Genomic DNA, 19,297 nt, shown 5'->3' on the forward strand with positions numbered 1-19,297 from the left:
ATGTCATTCCGTTCCGTCGATCGAGCTGTTCCGGAACGCCGCGGCCAGGTGCTGCTGGACGGCGCCGAGGTACGAGGGGGCGGGCGCCGGCTCGGGCCGGGCGGCGCCGAGGTCGGCGAGGTGCTGCTGGACGGCACCCGCGTACGAGGGCGTGGCCGCCGCGGCGCCGGTGCCGGCCGGGACCCACTGCCGGTGCTGGGCGAACGGGTACGTCGGCAGGCTCATCCGGCTCGGCCGGGTGTCGCCGTACATGGCGGCCCAGTCGACGTCGAGCCCGCGGACCCACCACCGCAGCAGCTTGTCGCGGTCGCGGCGCTGCGCCCACCGCCGGGTGGCGGCGAGCAGGTCCTCGTCGCCGGCGATCAACGCGACCGCGTCCCGGTGCTGGTCGACCTCGGCGTGATACAGCCCGGGGACGTCGGTGCCGTCGCCGTCGAGGTACACCTCGAGCGCGCCGGACAGCCCACGCACCGTGGTGACGGCGACGGCCAGCCGGCAGTCCATGGCGTCGCGGCCAACCTGCAACGTGTAGGCGAGCGAGGCCAGGTCGGCGTCGGTGCACTCGCCGTCGCGGACGAACTCGAGGAGCTGCCGGGCCTGCTGGCGCAGGCGTTCCGGGGTCCGGGCGGACAGCACGACGAGCGCGGGCTCCCGGTCCGTCACCGGCGCCGGCGCGGGCCGCTCGGCCGGCACGTACTCCTCCAGGACCGCGTGCGCGTTCACGCCGCCGATCCCGAACGAGCTGACCCCGGCCCGGCGCGGCTGCGCGAGGCCGTCCGCGTCCAGCGGGGCCGGCCACGGGCGGGTCTCCTCGACCACGTAGAAGGGGCTGCCGTCGAGGTCGATGTACGGGTTCGGCGGCTGGGTGTGCAGGCTCGCCACGAGTGTGCGCCGGCGCAGCTGCATCAGCACCTTGATGACCCCGGCGACGCCGGCCGCCAGCTCCAGGTGGCCGATGGCGCTCTTGATGGAACCGAGCCCGCAGTGCGGCTGGGCCGCCGGCGCCCGCCCGGTGTCGGCGTACAGCTGCTCGAACGCCGACCGCAGGCCGTTGATCTCGATCGGGTCGCCGAGTTTGGTGCCGGTGCCGTGCGCCTCGATGTAGCCGACCGTGCTGGGGTCGACCCCGGCCCGGCGGTACGCGCGGACCAGCAGGTCGGCCTGTGCCCGGGGGTTCGGCGCGGTCAGTGACTGGGCGCGGCCGCCGTGGTTGACCGCGGTGCCCCGGATGAGGCCGTAGATCTGGTCCCCGTCGCGTTCGGCCCGGTCCAGGGGCTTGAGCACGAGCATGCCGGATCCCTCGCCGCGGACGAACCCGTCCGCCCTGGCCGAGAACGTGCGGCAGCGGCCCTCCGGCGACAGCAGCCCGGCCTTCGCCAGGCTGGTGTGCGTGGTCGGCTCGACGAGCACGTTGACGCCGCCGGCGATGGCCAGGTCGCACTCGCCCTGCTGCAGGGCGGCGACCGCCCGGTGGATGGCGACCAGCGAGCTGGAGCACGCGGTCTCCACCGGTTCGCTGGGGCCGTGCAGGTCGAGGTGGTAGCTGAACCGGTTGGGGCCCAGCGACGGGGTCCGGCCGATCGCGGTGTGCGCCTCGACGGTGTCGTCGCCGCCGCGGTATCCGTAGCCGCTGTCGAAGGTGGCCACGAACAGGCCGGTGTCGCTGCCCGCGAGGCTTGCCGGGGCGTAGCCGGCGTCCTCGAGGGCCTTCCAGGCGTAGGTCATCAGGAGCCGCTGCTGCGGGTCCATCTGCTGCGCCTCGTACGGGGAGATGCCGAAGAACGCGGCGTCGAACTCCTCGATGTCGTCGATGAGCCCGGCCCAGGGGAATTCGGTGGCCGCGCCGGCGCGGGCTCCCCAACGGGCGTCGAGGCCGGCGCCGACCGCGTCGGTGCCGGCGAGCAGGTTGGCCCACAGTGCCGCCACGTCGGGCGCCTTGGGGAACGTGCCGGACATGCCGATGACCGCGATGGGCTCGCCGGTGCCGGCCGGCTGCGCCGGGCGCGTCCGGGCGGGCGCACCCGCGACCGACACGGCCGACACCACCGACGTGGCCGACCGCACCGGCGCCACCGGCGCCACCGGCGCCACCGGCGCTACCGGCGCCACCGGCGCTACCGGCGCTTTTGGCGTTACCGGGGCGGCCGGCGCCCAGCGGGCCGCGAACACGTCGGCGTAGGTGTCGGTGAGGTACCCGCACAGCCGGCCGAGCGTGATGTGCTCGAAGAGGATCGGCGGGGTCAGGTCGAGGCCGTAAGTGTCGTTGAGCCGGTTGGTGAACGCGGTCAGCGTGATCGAGTCGAACCCGTGGACGTGCAGGTCGGCTTCGGGGTCCAGCTCGTCCGGGGAGACCCGCAGGAAGCGGGCGGCCAGCGCCGTGACCTCCCGGAGCAGCCGAGCGACCAGGTCGGCGGTGAGCACCGGGACGGCCGGGACCGGTTCGGCCGAGACCGGTTCGGCCGGCAGCGGCGTGGCGGATCCGGTGGGTGCGGTCGGTTCGGGGGCCGGCAGCAGGGTGCGGATGCGCGCGATGTCGCCGGACGCGGCCAGGATCTGCGTGGCGTCGCCGGCGACGGCGAGGTGCAGCGCGCGCAGGCCGGCCGCGGTCGCCATGGGCGTGAATCCGGTGGTGCGGCGCATCGCGGCCAGGGTCTCGTCGGCCACACGCATGCCGCCGCCGGCCCACACCGGCCAGTCGATGGCGACGCTGCGGCCGTGCCGCTCGCCGCGGGCGACGAGGGCCGCCCGGTGCTCGGCGAACCGGTCGAGGAACGCGTTGGCGGCGGCGTACCCGGCCCGGCCGAGGATGCCGAGCGGACCGGTGATCGAGCCGAACAGGACGAAGAAGTCCAGCGGCAGGTCGCGGGTTGCCTCGTCCAGGTGCACCGTCCCGGCGACCTTCGGCGCCAGCACCGCGCGCAGGTGCTCGTCGGTCGTGCCGGCAAGCAGGCCGTCGTGCACGACGCCGGCCGCGTGGACCACGCCGGTGAGCCGGCCGTGGGCGGCCAGCACGTCGCGGACCAGTGCCCGGACCGCCGCCGGGTCGGTGACGTCGGCCCGGCGGTACTCGACGCGGATGCCCGGGTGCGGGGCCGCCGGGTGCCCGTCCGGTTCGCCTTCCGCGGACCGCCCGGCGAGGACGACCGTGGCGGCGCCGAGGCGTTCGGCGATGTCGGCCAGGAGGACCCGGCCGAGCCCTCCGCCGCCGCCGGTGATCAGGTAGACGCCGTGTTCGCGCCAGATCGGGGGTGCCGCGGCGTCCGGCACCGGCTCCCAGCGTTCGGTCTGCAGGCCGTGCGCCGATGCCCGCACATGCGTGGCCGGCAGCAGCCGGGCGGCCTGCGCGAGCCACGCCGCCACGGTCCGCGCGTCGGCGCCGGCGTCGACCTCGACGAGTTGCGCGCGGATGCCGGGGTGTTCGTGCGCGGCGCTGAGCAGCAGCCCGAGCAGCCCGCCGAGGAGCCGTTCCGGGCCGTCGCCGGGGACGGCCAGCTGGACGAGCACGGGCGCGCCGCCGCGGGGCAGGTCGCGCAGCCGCGCGGCCATCCGGGTCGCGCCGTCCTCGACGGTGGCGACCGGCAGGTGCCCGCCGTCCAGGTCCGGGACCGACGGGGCGGCGAACACCAGCCGGGTGGCGGGCGGCTCGCTCGTGCCGGTGCCGGCCGGCGACCAGGTGGGCCGCAGCAGCACCGCGTCGGCGGCGACCTCGACGTCGGGTTCGGGGCCGGGTTCGACACCGGTGATCCAGTACCGTTCGCCCGCGAACGGGTACGTGGGCAGCGACACCCGCCGGTGGCCGGCCCCGGCGTGCAGCCCGGCCCAGTCGACGTCGCCGCCGTCCTGGTACCGCGCGGCGAGGGCATGCAGCTCCGCGGCGGGGGTGCCGTCGCCGGCCCGCGTCACCGGGCGGGTGCCGCGCAGCGCGTCGGCGAGCTCGGCCGCGGTGGTGGCCACGACCGCGGTCCGGTGCGCGAAGTGGGTGCGCCCGACCGCGAGGGTGTACGCGACGTCGGCGAGGGGCGCGTCGGGCCCGGCGGTCTCCAGCCAGGCGAGCAGGTCGGCCACCCGCCGCCGTAGCGCCTCCGGGTCGCGGGCCGACAGCGGGAACAGCTGGGGGTCGCCGGTGCCGGTCGCCGGCGGCCGCGGCGGGGCCTCCTCCAGCACCACGTGCGCGTTGGTGCCGCTGAACCCGAACGCGCTGACCCCGGCGCGCCGGGGGTGGCCGGCCGGGCGCGGCCAGTCCCGCAGCCGGGTGTTCACGTAGAACGGCGAGTCGTCGAGGTTCAGGTGCCGGTTGAGTTCCCGTACGTGTGGGGAGGCGGGCAGCTTGCCCTGCCGCATCGACAGCAGCGCCTTGAACACGCCGGCGATCCCGGCGGTCATGATGGTGTGCCCGAAGTTGCCCTTGTGGGAGCCGAGGGCGCAGTACCCGGTGCGGTCGGTGTACCGGCGGAACGCCTCGCGCAGCGCGTTGACCTCGATGGGGTCGCCGAGTTTGGTGCCGGTGCCGTGCGCCTCGAGGTACCCGACGGTGCCCGGGTCGACGTCGGCGTCCGCGTACGCCTCGTGCAGCAGGCCCTGCTGGGAGCGGGCGCTGGGCGCGGTGATGCCCTTGGTGCGGCCGTCCTGGTTGATCGCGGAGCCGCGGATCACCCCGTGGATGTGGTCGCCGTCGGCGAGGGCCGCGCGGAGGCTCTTCAGCACGACCGCGCCGACTCCTTCGCCGATGGCGATGCCGTTGGCGTCGTCGTCGAAGGTCTTGCAGGCGCCGTCGGGTGAGAGCATGTTCGTCTGCGACGTCAGCACGTAGAACTCGGGCGAGTCGAGGACGAACACGCCGCCGGCGAGGGCCACGTCCGACTCGCCGCGGCGGATGCTCTGCACCGCGAGGTGCATCGCCACCAGCGCGGATGAGCACGCCGTGTCGACGGTGAGGGTCGGGCCCTTGAGGTTGAGGAAGTACGAGATCCGGGCGCCGAGGATCGCCATGTCGGTGCCCAGGAACACCTGCGAGTTGAGCGCGCCGGCGCGGACCGCCTGATCCTTGTAGCCGGAGCCGCGGGCGCCGACGTAGACGCCGACCCGTTCGCCGCTGAGGCTGTCGGGGGCGTAGCCGGCGTCCTCGAACGCGCGGTACGACTCCTCCAGGAAGAGTCGCTGCTGCGGGTCGAGGTACTCGGCCTCGGCCGGGGAGATGCCGAAGAAGCGGGGGTCGAAGACGTCGACGTCGTCGAGCAGGCCGCCCCACTTGCTGATCGACCGGTCGGTGCGCCGGGGGTCGCGGTCGTAGTAGTCGGCCTCGTTCCAGCCGGGCCGCTGGATCTCGCGGACGCTGCTGGCGCCTTCCTCGAGCAGCTGCCAGAACCGGCCGAGGTCGGGTGCGCCCGCGAACCGGCCGGACATGCCGATGACGGCCACGTCCGCGTCCCGCACGGCGGCAACCGGCCCGGCTGCGACGGGCGCCGCGGCGACCGGCCCGGGCGCGGCGGGCGACGGCTCGTCGGCGCCGACGCGGTCGCCGTACTGCTCGCGGATGAGGGCGGCGAGCTCGGCGACGTCGAGGCAGTCGTACATCACCTCGACGCCGAGCGTCAGGTGCAGCTCCTCGTTGAGCAGCTCCACCACCGCCACCGAACCGAGCGAGTTCACGCCCAGGTCGATGAAGCCGGCGTCGAGGTCCGGCGCGGGGCCGGTCTCGGCGTCGCTACTGCGCAGGACGGTGGCCAGGACCCGCTTGATACGGCTTTCCAGATCCATCCGTGTCCCCGTTCTCCTGGTGCGTGGTGGTCTTCTCGCCCGACGCGAGGTACAGCTGCCGCAAAATCGAGTGGTTGGGGTCGGCCATCATGTCCCGCCAGCTCACCGAGATGCGGGCGAGCGCCTTGCTGGACAGGAAGCCGTCCCGGACGAGCTTGGTGGGGATGCCGACGCCCTCGGAGCCCAGGAAGATCTCGGTGCCGATGATGGCGCTGTGCGCGCTGAGCACCTCGAAGCCGACCCGGGACAGCCCGCCGGCGGCGAGCACCATCGGCAGTTCCCGGCCGATCCTGGGGTTGCCGCCCTCGGCGACGCGGGCGGCGCAGTACGCCTCGTAGAGCTCGCCGAGCGAGTCGACCGGGGGCGAGGTCATGATGTGCATCTCGAAGTCGTTGTCGACGAAGGCGGCCCGGGCGCCGGGCCGCAGGATCCGCGCGACCTCCCGGACCGCGACGACCGGGTCGGGCAGGTGCTCCAGCACCAGCCGGGTCAGCGCGAAGTCGAACGTGTCGGCCGGCAGTTCGGTGTCCTCGATGGAGCCGACCCGGAAGGAGATCCTGCCGTCGTACCGCTCGGCGAGGCGGTCCCGGGCCACGTCGAGCAGCAGCGGGTCGAGGTCGACCGCGGTGATCGTGATGCCCGGGTACGTCTCGAGCAGCTTGCCGGTGGTGAACCCGGGCCCGCAGCCGAGCTCGACGACGTTCATGCCGTCGCGCAGCCCGCTGCCGGCGTAGTGCCGGACCTCGCTGTCCCAGAACAGGTCGACCTGCGCCCGCAGCCGATCGATCTCCTTGTCGACGTTGGTGGCGATCGTCGTGACCTTGTAGGAAACCTGTGTCGTCATCCCTGCCCTCGCATCGTGGTCAGGGCGGGGCGGTCGCGGAGGAAGCCGAGGACCGCCGCGGCCACCTCCCGCCAGTCGGGCTCCAGCATCATCAGGTGGCTCATCCCGGCGAACATCACCGGCTCGGTGGCGTACGCCTTCGCGGTGGCCCGCACGGACGGCGGGGAGACGATCCGGTCGGTCTGCCCGCCCAGCACCAGCACCGGCACGCCGGGGACGGGGCGGGCCCGAACGACCCGGCCGGTGAGCGCGTAGCCGGCCTTGTCCGACTCGGGCTGCAGCCGGGCCGCGTAGGCGCCGCGCTCGGCCTCCGGGAGCCGGTTCGACAGGTACAGGCCGATCGGGAACGTGTCGGCCTTGCCGGTGTTGAAGTCGCGCATCCGCTCGACGTCGGCGGCGTGGCTGACCACCAGCCGGGTCGTGTCGGCGCCCAGGCCGGTCGGTGGCACCGCGGCGAGCAGCACCAGGGCCGCGATCGTCTCCGGGTGGTCACGCAGGATCAGCTGCCCGATGGCGCCGCCCATCGAGTGGCCGACGAGCACGGGCGGGGCGGGCAGCCGGGCCATGACGTCGCGGACGTCGGCGACGTAGTCGGCGAGCGTGAACGACGACAGCTGGTCGGCGCCGTCGCTGCCGCCGTGCCCGCGCAGGCTGAGCGCGTACGCCTCGTGGCCCTCGGCCGCGAAGTACGGCAGGAAGTGCTCCTGCCAGCACCAGGCCGCGAGGTTGGAGCCGTGCACGAACAGCAGCGGCGGCAGGTCGCCCGGTCCGGTGGCGGCGACGTGCAGCAGTTCGAGGTTCATCGCGCCACCAGCTGGGGCGGCGCCGCCGCGGCCGCGACGAGGCCGCCGGGGACCGAGGCGGTGGGGAACGGGGCGGTGGCGCCGAACCAGCCGGCGAAGCGCCGCTCGATCAGCTCGGCGGCGGCCTGCATCAGCCGCCGGCCCAGCTCGTCGGCGTGGCGGTGCCGCCAGTGCTCCAGCTCGGTCCCGCGCAGCCACTCGTTCAGGCCGCCCATCGCCGGTCCACAGTGGATCTGGTAGTCGATGCGCAGGTCCGGGTCGCCGTCGAGGGCGGCCATCGTGGAGCGGGCCAGGTACCAGCGGAAGATGAGCGACATCCGGTACTTCGGGTTGCGCTCGGCCCGTTCGATCTCGCGGGCCGGCTGGTATGCCTTGACGTCGGTCCACACGTCCTCGAGCGGGCGCCGGAAGTACTTCTCCGCCAGCATCGTGCGGGTCTTCGCGTCGATGTCGTCCAGGGCCTCGAAGTGCCGGTACAGCTGGTAGAGGCGGTTGGCCCGGCCGGGGAAGAACACGCCGCGCTGCAGCACCTGGACCTGGGCGCCGATCTCGAACATGTCGCCGGCCGGGGCGTAGGCGGTGTCGTGCACGCCGGCCTGCTCCAGCAGGTCTTTGACCGGGTCGCTGGTGCCGGCCTCGACGGTGCACTGGTTGATCGAGCCGGTGAGGACGAAGTCGGCGCCGAGCATGAACGCGACCGCGACCGCCGCCGGGGTGCCCAGGCCACCGGCCGCGCCGACCCGGACCCGGTGCCGGTAGCCGTGCTCGGCGGCGAGCCGGTCGCGCAGGTCGATGATGGCCGGCAGCAGCACCGCCAGGACGCCGCGGTCGGTGTGGCCGCCGGAGTCGGCCTCGACGCACAGGTCCTCGGCGAGCGGGATCTCGCGGACCAGCGCGGCCTCGTCGGCGGTGATGGCACCGGCGGCGGCGAGCCGCGCGACGATCTCCGCGGGGGCCGGGCTCAGGAACGGCCGGGCGACCTCGGGCCGCGAGAGCTTCGCGATGATCCGGTTGGTGGCGGTGACGGTGCCGCCGGGGCCGCGGCGCAGCCCCTTCGCCCGGTAGCGAACGAGGGCCGCGGTGATGCTCATGAACGCGGACGCCTCGATGACCCGGACACCGCGGGCCAGGCAGACGTCGACGACGGCTTCCTCGGCGCCGGGGTCGGCCGGGCTGTGCACCAGGTTCACGCCGTACGGTGCGCCGGCCGGCAGTCCCTGCTGGATCTTCCGGACGGCCTCGTCGACGTCGGCGCGGCCGAGCATCGCGGTGCCGAAGAACGCCAGCAGGCCGGCGCGGCCCATGCGGATGACGAGGTCGGTCGAGGAGATGCCGCGGTACATGCCGCCGGCCACGTACGCGTGGCTGAGGTTGTAGTCCCGCCGGAAGTCCGCGCTGCCGAGGCTCTGCGCGGTGAGGCTGGCGCGCATCTTGGCGCTCCCGCCGTTGGCGGGCTCCGACCGGAACTGCGCGGGCACGGACACGGGCGCAGACACGGGCACCGGCACGGGCACGGACGCCGCGGTCACAGGCGGAGTCCGCTGCGCCGGGATCCGCGGTACGGCCACCGGGGCTGGCGCGGAAACGAGGGCCGGGGCGGGTTCCGGGTCGAGCACCAGCGGCTCGGCCTCGGCCCGGATCTTGGCCACCAGCCCGGCGAGCACCTTGCCCGGGCCGACCTCGGTGAACTCGGTGACGCCGACGGCGAGCAGGTAGCGGATCGTGTCGTTCCAGCGGACCTGCCCGGTGACCTGCTCCTCGAGCGTGGCCGCGGTCTCGCCGGGCCGGCCGGGCCGCGCGGTGACGTTGGCGATGACCGGGATCTGCGGCGGCCGGAACTCGGCCCGGCGCAGGTCCGCGGCGAACTCCTGCCGCGTCGGGCGCATGAGCCGGGAATGGAAGGCGCCGCTGACGTTGAGCGGGATGTAGTGCTTGGCCCCGGCGGCCTCGAACACCTTCTGCGCCGCGCGGACGACCTCGCGTGGCCCGGCCACGACCACCTGCCGGGGCGAGTTGTGGTTGGCCACGTCGAGGTCCGTGAGCCCCTCGCGGGTCAGCACGTCCCGGACCTCCTCGACGGTGAGGCCGATGACGCCGGCCATCCCGCCCTCGGCGGCCCGGCTCATCAGCAGGCCGCGCCGCTGGACCAGGCGCAGCCCGGTCTCGAAGTCGAAGGTGCCGGCGGCGAAGTGGGCGTTGTACTCGCCGAGGCTGTGCCCGGCCACGTAGTCGGGCCGCACGCCGGTGTCGCGGACGCGGGCCAGGTAGGTCAGCGCGTTGACGACGAAGAGGGCCGGCTGCGTGAACTCGGTGCGGGTCAGCCGCCGGTCAGGATCCGTGAGGCACAGCTCGCGGATCGAGTAGCCGAGGACCCGGTCGGCGGTCGCCACCAGCTCCGGGAAGTCGTCGAACAGGGCAGCGCCCATGCCTTTGTGCTGGGATCCCTGTCCAGGGAAGAGAAAGGCGTGCATGTCACCTCTATCGTCAGCCGCGGCCGGGGTCGCCCGCCGCGGGCGGAGGGCCGCCACCTCGGTCAGGAGGTGGCGGTCCCGCTGGAACGCGGAAAGGATCGGGTAGCAGCGCGCGCCCGGGCCGAGCACGCGGCTGGTGAAGCCGGCGAGCGTGCCGCCCGGCCCGACGTCGACGAACGCGAGGTCCTCCGCGCCGGCCCGCGCCACGAGCTGCCGCACGGCGCCGGGGAACTGGATCGGCCGGCGCACGACGTCCCAGAAGTACTGCGCGTCGAACCGCTCCCGGAAGCCCGGGTGCACAGCCGAGACGAACGGGACCCGCGGGGCCTGGAAGTCCAGCCCCCGGTAGATGTCGATGAACCCGGCCGCGAAGCCGTCCAGGTGCGAGGAGTGGAAGGCGTGCGGCACCGGGAGGAACTCTGCGGCGACGCCGGCCGACTGCACGTCGCGCCGGATGCGTTCCAGGGCCTCGGTGGCGCCGGCCACCACGAAGTGGGCGTCGTAGCTGACCGCGGCCAGTTCGCTGCCCGCCCACCGCTGCGGGTCGGCACCGAACATGGCCGGGTCGCCCAGCACGGCCAGCATCCGGCCGGGCGGGCAGTGCGCCTCGGCGAGCCGGGCCTGCGCGACGACGCTGCGCAGCAGCTCCTCGGCCGGCAGGACGCCGGCCACGGCGGCCGCGGCGAACTCGCCGAGGCTGGCGCCGAGCACGTAGTCCGGTTCGATGCCGCGGTCGGCGAGCAGCCGGCAGACCGCGAGCTCAATCATGAAGATCGCCGGGTGGCTGTGCCGCAGCCGGTCGAACGGGTCGGCGATGCTCCGGCCGTCGTCGTACATCCGCGCGATCACCGACTCGCCGGTCAGGTCCAGCACGACGGCGTCGAGGTCGCGCAGTGCCCGCGCGAACACCGGCTCGTGCTCGAACAGCTCCCGGCCCATCTGGTGGTACTGGGAACCCTGCCCGGAGAACAGGAAGACCGTAGTCGTCATGCCCGGACCCGATCGATGTGCGCGGCGAGGTCGGCGACGGTGGACATCCCGTACAGCAGGTACAGGTCCATGTCGATCGAGTAGCGGCGGCGGACCTCGGCGGCCAGCTCGACGCCGAGCAGCGAGTGCCCGCCCAGCTCGAAGAAGCTGTCGTCGGCGCCGACCGTGGACACGCCCAGCATCTGCGTGAACAGTTCGGCGACGTCGTGCTCCAGCGGGTTGCGCGGCGTGACGAACGGCGTGTCGAGCTGCGGGCGCGGATGCGCCGCCGGCGGTTCGACCGGCCCGGTGGCGCGCAACGCCGTCGACTCGACCCACTTCTGGTAGCGGCGGGCGAGGTCGGTCGCGGAGATCTCCACCTCGACCTCACCGGCGACGGCGAACGCGCGCTCGAAGCAGCGCACGCCCTCCTCGCTGGTCAGCACCGACGGTTCGACCCGGCTGAACAGCGACGGCGGCAGGAACCGGCTGATGCCGACCCATTCCACGGTCCAGGAGTCCCAGCACTGCACCGACCACGTCGGGCCGCCGCGGCGCGCCCGCATCGCCGTGTACGCCTTCGCGAACCCGCCCACGGTGGCGATGTGGAAGAACCCGTCGCCGCCGAGCACCGACCCGAGCGAGTTGGTCATGATGCGGAAGTCCAGCGGCCGGTCGCCGAACATCCGGTCGAGCAGCACCAGGGTGTGCCCGACGGCGTCGAAGTTGAGCCACCAGTCGTCGACGCTGACGGCGCGCATCGTGCTGATGCGCTTGGCGTTGGAGGCGCCCGGGGCGTGCACGACCCCGGCCACCGGACCGGCCGCGGCCTCCGCGTCGGCCAGCAGCCGGGCGTTGGCGTCGTGGTCGGTGCCGAGCGCCCCGACGAACACGGCCCCTTCGGCGACGAGCGCCTCGGCGGCCCGGATCCGGACGCTGACCGGGTCGTCGTCGCCCTGCTCGGCCAGCCACTGCGGCCACTGCGCCGGCTCCGGGAAGCCCGGCTCCTCCACGATCAGCAGCCGGCCGCCGGCACCGCGGACGATGTGCTCGGAGATCTGGTGGCCGATGCCCTCCAGCGCGCCGAGCACCAGGTACACCCGGTCCTTCACCAGCTCCGCGGCCCGGGGCGCGGCCGCCTCGACCCGCACCGGCGTGTACGAGCGGACGTACCGGCGCCCGCCGCGGTAGGCGCACAGCATCTCCGTTGCCGACCCGTCGAGCTCGGCCAGGACCCGGCCGGCCTGCGCGGCAACGTCCTCGCCGGCCCGGCCGAGGTCGACGCTGCGGGCCGAGACCGCGCCGTAGGACTGCTGGAACACCAGGCAGGCGCCGGCGGTGGTGCTGGCGTCGACCGCGTGCGGCTCGCCGCCGGTCACGTCCCACACGCCGGCGGTGACGGCGGTCAGGCGCACCGGATGGTCGGCGGCGTGCTCGGTCAGCGCCTCCGCGATCCACAGGATCGGGAACAGCGCCCGGCTCTGGGCGGCCTCGAACGCGTCGCGGTCGAAGCCGTCGCCCTGCCCGGCGGCGGCGTCCAGCGGCCAGCAGAACAGGATGTCGGCGGGTGCCTCGCCGGTCTCCAGCAGCGCCTGGAACAGGTCGTGGTAGCCCTCGCCGTCGGCGGGGTCGACGGTGAACGTCGCGTCGTCGACCCGCTCGTAGCCGGCCCCGGCGGTGACCACGACGACCCGCTCGCCGCGCGCCCGCAGCAGGTCGGCCACGGCCGCGCCGAGCCCGGTGTCGTCGGCCAGGATCAGGCGCCGGCGGTCGGTGCGGACGGCGGCGTCGAACGGCAGCGGCGCGGGTTTCCACACCGGCAGCGAGAACCAGTCGGCCATGTCCGGCAGCTTGCTGAAGTAGCCGTCGTCGGTTTTGGCGTCGTACCAGTACCGCTGCCGCTCGAAGGGGTAGGTCGGCAACGCGACCCGGGTGTGCCCGCTCTTGCCCCAGATCGCCGCCCAGTCCGGGTGTTCGCCGCCCAGCCAGCGGGTCAGCTCCGTGGCGCCGTGGGTGTCCTCGGCCGGTGCGGACGCGCCCGGGGCCAGCAGCCCGTCCGGGTCGCGGTCGCGCAGGATGCGGGCGGCGTCCGCGGTGTTCGCGGCGACCACGGCGTGGCGGTGCGGGAAGTGCCGGCGGCCGCACTGCAGCGTGTAGGCGACGTCGGCGAGGTCCAGGTCCGGGTGGGCGGCGAGGTGGTCGGCGAGCCGCTCGGTGGCGGCGGCGAGGGCGGTGGCCGTGCGCGCCGACAGCGGCAGCACGTGCCGCGGCGCGGCGGCGGTCTCCGGCTCCCGGGACGGCGCCGGCGGCTCCTCGATGACGACGTGGCAGTTCGTGCCGCCGATGCCCATCGAGCTGACCCCGGCCCGGCGCGGGCGCCCGTCGCCGGCCCAGTCCGCGAGCTGCGTCTGCACCCGGAACGGGCTCGCCGCGAAGTCGATGCGCGGGTTGGGCGTGTCGTGGTTGAGGCTGGCCGGGATCCGGCCGTGCCGCACGGCGAGCACCGCCTTCATGAACCCGGCGATGCCGGCGGCGGCGTTGAGGTGCCCGATGTTCGTCTTCACCGAGCCGATCGCGCAGTAGCCGGTCCGGTCGGTGCCGCTGCGGAACGCCTGCGTCAGCGCCGTGATCTCGACCGGGTCGCCGAGCGACGTGCCGGTGCCGTGCGCCTCCACGTAGCCGATCTCGTCCGGTGACACGCCGGCCTCGGCGAGCGCCTCGACGATCACCCGGCTCTGGCCGTCGACGCCGGGCGCGGTGTAGCCGACCTTCTGGGCACCGTCGTTGTTGACCGCCGAACCCTTGACCGTGGCCAGGATCCGGTCGCCGTCGGCGATGGCGGTGCTGAGCCGCTTGAGCACGACCACGCCGGCGCCGTCGCCCCACACGGTGCCGCGGGCCTCGGCGTCGAACGCGCGGCAGTGGCCGTCCGGGGACTGGATGCCGTCCTTCATGTAGCGGTACCCACGGCCGTTGGGCAGGATGATCGAGACGCCGCCGACGAGTGCCATGTCGCTCTCGCCGAGCAGCAGGCTCTGCCGGGCCAGGTGGATGGCGACCAGCGACGTCGAGCAGGCGGTGTTGACGTTGATGCTCGGGCCGGTCAGGTTCAGCTTGTACGACACCCGCGACGGCAGGAAGTCCTTGTCGTTGCCGATCATCATCTGCTCGACGCTGGTGGTCTGCCAGAAGGCGGCGTTGCGGGCGAGGACCTCCAGCAGGTAGGTGTTCATCCCGCCGCCGGCGAACACGCCGATGTCACCGTCGAAGGCGCCCGGGTCGTAGCCCGCGTCCTCCAGCGCCGACCAGCAGACCTCGAGGAACAGCCGGTGCTGCGGGTCGGTGGCCCGGGCCTCGTTCGGGTTGATGCCGAAGAACTCCGCGTCGAACGACTCGACGTCATCGAGGGTGGACGCGGCCTTCACGTAGTCCGGGTCGCGCAGCGTCTCCGGCGGCACGCCCCGCGCCAGCAGCTCCTCGTCGCTGAGCGGGCGCACGGACTCCACGCCGTCGCACAGGTTCGCCCAGAACTGTTCGGGCGTGCCGGCGCCGGGGAAGGCGCAGGCCATCCCGATGACGGCGACGTCCAGATCGGTGGCGTTATCGGTGGTGGTCTGACCGGTCACGTCGGACACTTCCTCACTGCGCATCAGGCCGGCACCGCCATCCGCGCGAGCGCCGCCCGCCGGGCCAGGCCCTTGCGCCGGCTCCGTTCGTACGAGGGGCCGGTGCTCGCCGGGCTCAGGTGGCGGACCAACGCGTCGATGGTCGGGTTCTGGAACAGCTCAACGCTCTGCACGTCGCGGCCCAGGGCGGCCCGCAGCTTCAGGGTCAGGTTCACCAGCAGCACGGAGTGGCCGCCGAGGTCGAAGAAGTTGTCGGCGGGGTCGATGTCGTCCACGCCGAGCGCCTCCTGGAACGCGGCGGTGACCACGGCCCTGACGTCCGCCTCGGTCGCCGCCGGTGCCGGTTCGAGTGACGGTGACGGTGACGGTGCTGCCTGCGGCACCGGGCCCAGCACGACGGTGGCGTCGTCGCACGCGGCGGCGAGGCGGTCGGCGTAGCGGCCGGCGAAGCCGTCGACCGTCGCCGGGTCGAACAGCTCCGGGTTGTACAGCAGCAGCATCGTGTACGCCTCGCCGGTGCGCACCAGCTCCAGGGTCAGGTCGAACATGCCCTGCTGGTGCAGCCCCAGGATCGGCTCCAGCGGCAGCAGGTCGGCGTCGGCCACGTCGCCGTCCGGGCGCAGCGCCCGCCGCGGGTCCTCGAGCCAGTTCTGGAAGACGAACGTGACCCGCACGTCCGCGGCCGCGCCGAGGCCGAGCTCCGACACGGGGTATTCGCCGTGGTCAAACGCCTCGTACACCGCCGTGCGCACGTCCGCGGTCAGCGCCGCGAAGGTCTGCCCGGCGCCCGCCCGGACCCGGATCGGCACCTGGTTCATGAAGTAGCCGATCAGCCCCTCGAAACGGCGCTCCGGCCGCCCCTGCAACGGCGTGCCGATGAGTAGCTCGTCCTGCCCGGACCAGTGCCGCAGCTCCGCGGCGAACGCGCCGAGCATGACCACGAACGGGGACGCGCCGGTGGCCAGGGCCAGGTCCGCGATCCGGCCGGTGAGCTCGGCCGGCAGCTGCCGTTCGAGCACGGCGCCGGAGAACCGGGTTGCCTCGCCCCGCGGCCGGTCGGTCGGCAGCCGCAGCGCCGGCGGCGGATCGGCCAGCCGGTCCCGCCAGTAGCCGGCGTCGCGCCCGCCGCGCTCCCCGGCCAGGTAGCCGCGTTCCCACGCGACGAAGTCGGCGTACGACGCCTCCAGCGCGGGCAGCGGCAGCTCCCGGCCCGACCGGGCGGCGAGGTACAGGACGGTCAGCTCACGCATGAACACCATCAGCGACGTGCCGTCGAAGACGAGGTGGTGGGTGACGGTCAGCAGGATGTGGTCGTCGTCGGCGCGGGTCAGCAGGTGCGCGCGCAGCAGCGGCCCGCGCTCCAGGTCGAACGGCGCGTCGGTGCGGTCCCGCAGCATCGCCGCGATCTGGCCGTTGCCGCGGTACCGCGCGTCGAGCAGCTCCAAGGCCGGCGGTGCGCCGTCTGCGCGCTGGACCGGTTCGGCGCCCTCGACGGTGAACGTGGCCCGCAGCGCGGGATGCCGGTCGGCGAGGCGCAGCAGCGCGGTCCGCAACGCCTCGGGGTCGACGGGCCCGCGGATGCGGAACGCGTGCGGCAGGTGGTAGGCGGTGCTGTGCGGAGCCAGCTGCTGGACCGCCCACAGCACGCCCTGCCCGGCGGAGAGCGGGCCGGCCTGCGCCGGGTCGGCCGCCGCGGGGACGGCCGGCACGGCCGGGGTCGCGCCCGCGTCGATCATCCCGGTGACGAGGCCGATCACGGCGCGCAGCGTGCCGCCCTCGAAGATGTCTCGGGCGGAGAGGTCGGCGCCGTACACGTCGCGGACGTGCCGGCTCAGCGCCACCGCGTTGATGGAGTCGAAGCCGTGGGCGAGCAGCGGCGCGTCCGGGTCGATGCGGTCGGCCGGCAGCGCGAGGAGCCCGGCGACCGAGGCGGTCAGCGCGCCCGGCACGTCGTCCACGTCGCCCACCGGCGCGTCGACCACGACTGCGGCCGCGACCGGCGCGGCCGGAAGTTCGGGTGTGCCGGGGCCGGGTGCCCAGTACCGTTCGCGGGCGAACGGGTACGTGGGCAGCGGGACCCGGCGGTACCGGTCACCGGCGAACAGCCCGGCGTAGTCCAGCTCGTACCCCTGGACGAACAGCTCACCGACGGCTTGCAGATGCTCGGCCAGCTCGCTGCCCTCACGGTCCCGGCTGTCGCGGACGCACTGCTCACCGAAGCGGCGCAGCATCGCCCGCTCGGGCTCGTCGGCGGCCACGTGCCCGGTCAGCACGCCGGCCGGCCGCTCGCCCCGCACGTAGCCGCGCAGCGCCCCGGCCAGCTCGGCCGGGTCGCCGGCGACGCAGGCCAGCCGGTGCCGCAGCCGGCGACGCCCAGTGAGCAGCGTGAACGCCGCGTCGCCGAGGTCGAGGCCGGGCTGGTCGGCGCAGTGCGCGGCGAGCCGCTCGGCCTGCTCCCGCAGCTGCTCCGGGCTGCGGGCGCTGAGCACGATCAGGTGCGCGGACCGGGGCCGGTGCCGGTCGGTGACCGGGGGCGCCTCCTCGATCACCAGGTGGGCGTTGGTGCCGCTGAGCCCGAACGAGCTGACCGCGCCGCGGCGGGGCGCGCCGCCGTCGGGCGCCGGCCAGTCCACCGTCTTGGTGTTGAGGTAGAACGGGCTCTGCGTGAAGTCGATCTGCGGGTTGGGCCGGTCGAAGTTCAGCGACGGCGGGATCTGGTGGTGGCGCAGCGCCAGCAGCACCCGCAGCGCCCCGGCGACGCCGGCGGCGGACGTGGTGTGCCCGACGTTGGTCTTGATCGAGCCAAGCGCACAGTAGCCGCGGGCGTCGGTGTGCGCGGCGAACGCGCGCGACAGCGCCTGGAACTCGATGGGGTCGCCCAGCGGCGTGGCGCTGCCGTGGGCCTCGACCATTCCGATGCCGGCCGGGTCGATGCCGAACCTGTCGTACACGTGCCGTTCGAGCCGCTCCTGGGACCGGGCGCTCGGGGCGGTGATGCCGTTGGTCGCGCCGTCCTGGTTGGTGCCCCAGCCGCGGATCACCCCGTGGATGTGGTCGCCGTCGGCGAGCGCGTCGGCGAGGCGCTTGAGGACCAGGACCCCGACGCCCTCGCCGGGCACGAACCCGTTGGCGCGGCTGTCGAACGAGTAGCAGGTCCCGTCCGGTGACAGCATGCCCGCCTGGCTGGCACCCAGCATGAACCCGGGGGTGGAGCTGACGTACACGCCGCCGGCGAGGGCCAGGTCCAGTTCGCCGATGGTGAGGCCCTGGCAGGCGAGCTGGATCGCGACCAGGGAGCTGGAGCACGCGGTGTCGATGGTCAGCGCCGGGCCCTGCAGGTCCAGGAAGTAGGCGATGCGGGCGGACAGCACCGAGGCGGCGTTGCCCCACATCGCCTGCGCCGGCGGGTTGACGCCGCACAGGTGGTGGTAGTCGCTGCCGTTGTAGCCGGCGAACACCCCGCAGGCCAGCCCGGCGGCGCCGGCGCCGACGTGCCCGGCGTCCTCCAGCGCGGCCCAGCTCTGCTCCAGGAACAGCCGCTGCTGCGGGTCCATGTACGTGGCCTCGAGCCCCGAGATGCCGAAGAACTGGGGGTCGAACAGGTCGACGCCGTCGAGCAGGCTCGCGCGCCGGCAGTACCCGTGCTCGGAGGCGGGGAACCGGGCGTAGAACGCGTCGAGGTCCCAGCGGGTGACCTCGTCGACGAGGCTGTCGCCGTCGCGCAGATGCGCCCACAGCTGGTCGAGGTTCTCGGAGTGCGCGAACTGGCCGCTCATCCCGATGACCGCCACCCCGTCGGCCGCGGTGGGCGTCCGGGGCGCGGGGGCGCTGACGACAACCGGCGCGGGGGCGGGGGTCGGTGTCCGCGCGGGCGTGACCGCCGGCGGTGCGGGCGCGGCGACGAGGCCTTCGGCCAGGATGTGCGCGGCGAGCCGGTCGGCGGAGCTGTAGTCGAAGATGACGGTCGACTCGAGCCGCGTGCCCAGGGCCTCGTTGAGGCTGTGCAGGAAACGCACCCCGCTGACGGAGTTGAGCCCGAAGTCGGCGAACGACACGTCCGGCTCGACCTGCCCGGCCGCCAGCCCCAGGGCGTCCGCCAGGGTGTCGATGACCGTCTGCCGGACGATCCGGCCGTGTTCGCCGGTGGGTGCCGGGGTACGAACCGCGCCGGCCGCACCCGCGGTGCGGGCCGGGGCGCCGGTGTCCGGTGCGTCGCGGCGGACCAGGCCGTCGCTGCGGCCGACCAGCACCCGCGTGGCGCCGTGGCCGAGGACCTCGACGTCAGTGAACCCCTCGGTGGACAGCACCGCACCGCCGGGCTCCGAACCCGCCGCGGCGTCGCGCAGGACCAGCAGCGCGTCGCGGGCCAGCGCCGCCTTCACGGTGCGCACCGCCCGCCGGTACTCCCCCGCCGCCCCGAACCCGTCGGGGACGATCAGCAGGTCGTAGGAGCCGGGCGCGACCCCCTGCCCGTCCAGCGGTTGCCGCGGGTCGAGCCGGTCCAGCCGCAGGTATCCCGGGTCGGTGACGGCGGCGCGCAACCCTCGCAGCGCGGCGTCGTCGACGTCGGTGCACCGGTACTCCTCGACCGGCACCGCCAGGGCGCCGAGCCGGTCGAGCAGCGCCGCGGTCCGGCCGGCCGCGCCCGCGCCGATCTGCAGCACGCGCACGGCCGGGGCGCCCGGCTCGGCGGCGAGCGCGCGGAGCTCGTCGAGCACGACGTCGGTCAGCGGGTCGGCAGGAGGGGTCATCGTTCCTCACAGACGTAGAGGGGTGTGCTGTGCGGCGTACGGCGGGGAGCCCGCCGCACGCCGCACCGTGCGATGG

Annotated in this window: 6 protein-coding genes; all 6 read right to left on the reverse strand. The window is 74.3% G+C overall.

What is annotated here, in order from left to right:
* Nucleotides 1-3: 3 nt before the first annotated feature.
* The 6 genes from AB0K00_RS50155 to AB0K00_RS50180 are packed head-to-tail and all read right to left on the reverse strand — an operon-like array spanning nucleotide 4 to nucleotide 19,221.
* Nucleotides 4-5,757 carry an SDR family NAD(P)-dependent oxidoreductase gene (locus AB0K00_RS50155; RefSeq protein ID WP_363537679.1) on the reverse strand — a complete coding sequence of 1,918 codons (5,754 nt, stop codon included), beginning with the start codon at nucleotides 5,755-5,757 and terminating at the stop codon, nucleotides 4-6.
* Complete coding sequence (locus AB0K00_RS50160; RefSeq protein ID WP_363537681.1) at nucleotides 5,705-6,601, reverse strand: class I SAM-dependent methyltransferase; 897 nt, start codon at nucleotides 6,599-6,601, stop codon at nucleotides 5,705-5,707. Before AB0K00_RS50160 ends, AB0K00_RS50155 begins: the two co-directional genes overlap by 53 nt.
* Nucleotides 6,598-7,404, reverse strand: coding sequence for an alpha/beta fold hydrolase (locus tag AB0K00_RS50165; protein WP_363537683.1), 807 nt, complete (start codon nucleotides 7,402-7,404; stop codon nucleotides 6,598-6,600). Before AB0K00_RS50165 ends, AB0K00_RS50160 begins: the two co-directional genes overlap by 4 nt.
* A complete protein-coding gene (fabD, locus tag AB0K00_RS50170; protein WP_363537685.1) occupies nucleotides 7,401-10,865 on the reverse strand; it encodes an ACP S-malonyltransferase in 3,465 nt (1,154 codons plus the stop codon). The genes AB0K00_RS50165 and fabD overlap by 4 nt, the downstream gene beginning before the upstream one ends.
* Nucleotides 10,862-14,494 (reverse strand): beta-ketoacyl synthase N-terminal-like domain-containing protein, encoded by a 3,633-nt coding sequence (locus tag AB0K00_RS50175; protein ID WP_363537687.1) that lies wholly within the window; start codon nucleotides 14,492-14,494, stop codon nucleotides 10,862-10,864. The genes fabD and AB0K00_RS50175 overlap by 4 nt, the downstream gene beginning before the upstream one ends.
* Nucleotides 14,494-19,221 carry a condensation domain-containing protein gene (locus AB0K00_RS50180; RefSeq protein ID WP_363537689.1) on the reverse strand — a complete coding sequence of 1,576 codons (4,728 nt, stop codon included), beginning with the start codon at nucleotides 19,219-19,221 and terminating at the stop codon, nucleotides 14,494-14,496. The genes AB0K00_RS50175 and AB0K00_RS50180 overlap by 1 nt, the downstream gene beginning before the upstream one ends.
* Nucleotides 19,222-19,297 lie beyond the last annotated feature (76 nt).

The organism is Dactylosporangium sp. NPDC049525, assembly GCF_040676755.1.
In the GTDB taxonomy this organism is placed as follows: Bacteria; Actinomycetota; Actinomycetes; order Mycobacteriales; family Micromonosporaceae; genus Dactylosporangium.

Excerpts from the sequence above, each read along its gene's own strand:
- AB0K00_RS50180 (WP_363537689.1), bottom strand. The coding sequence starts at position 19,221 with ATGACCCCTCCTGCCGACCCGCTGACCGACGTCGTGCTCGACGAGCTC.
- AB0K00_RS50160 (WP_363537681.1), bottom strand. The coding sequence starts at position 6,601 with ATGACGACACAGGTTTCCTACAAGGTCACGACGATCGCCACCAACGTC.
- AB0K00_RS50155 (WP_363537679.1), bottom strand. The coding sequence starts at position 5,757 with ATGGATCTGGAAAGCCGTATCAAGCGGGTCCTGGCCACCGTCCTGCGC.
- AB0K00_RS50165 (WP_363537683.1), bottom strand. The coding sequence starts at position 7,404 with ATGAACCTCGAACTGCTGCACGTCGCCGCCACCGGACCGGGCGACCTG.
- fabD (WP_363537685.1), bottom strand. The coding sequence starts at position 10,865 with ATGACGACTACGGTCTTCCTGTTCTCCGGGCAGGGTTCCCAGTACCAC.
- AB0K00_RS50175 (WP_363537687.1), bottom strand. The coding sequence starts at position 14,494 with ATGCGCAGTGAGGAAGTGTCCGACGTGACCGGTCAGACCACCACCGAT.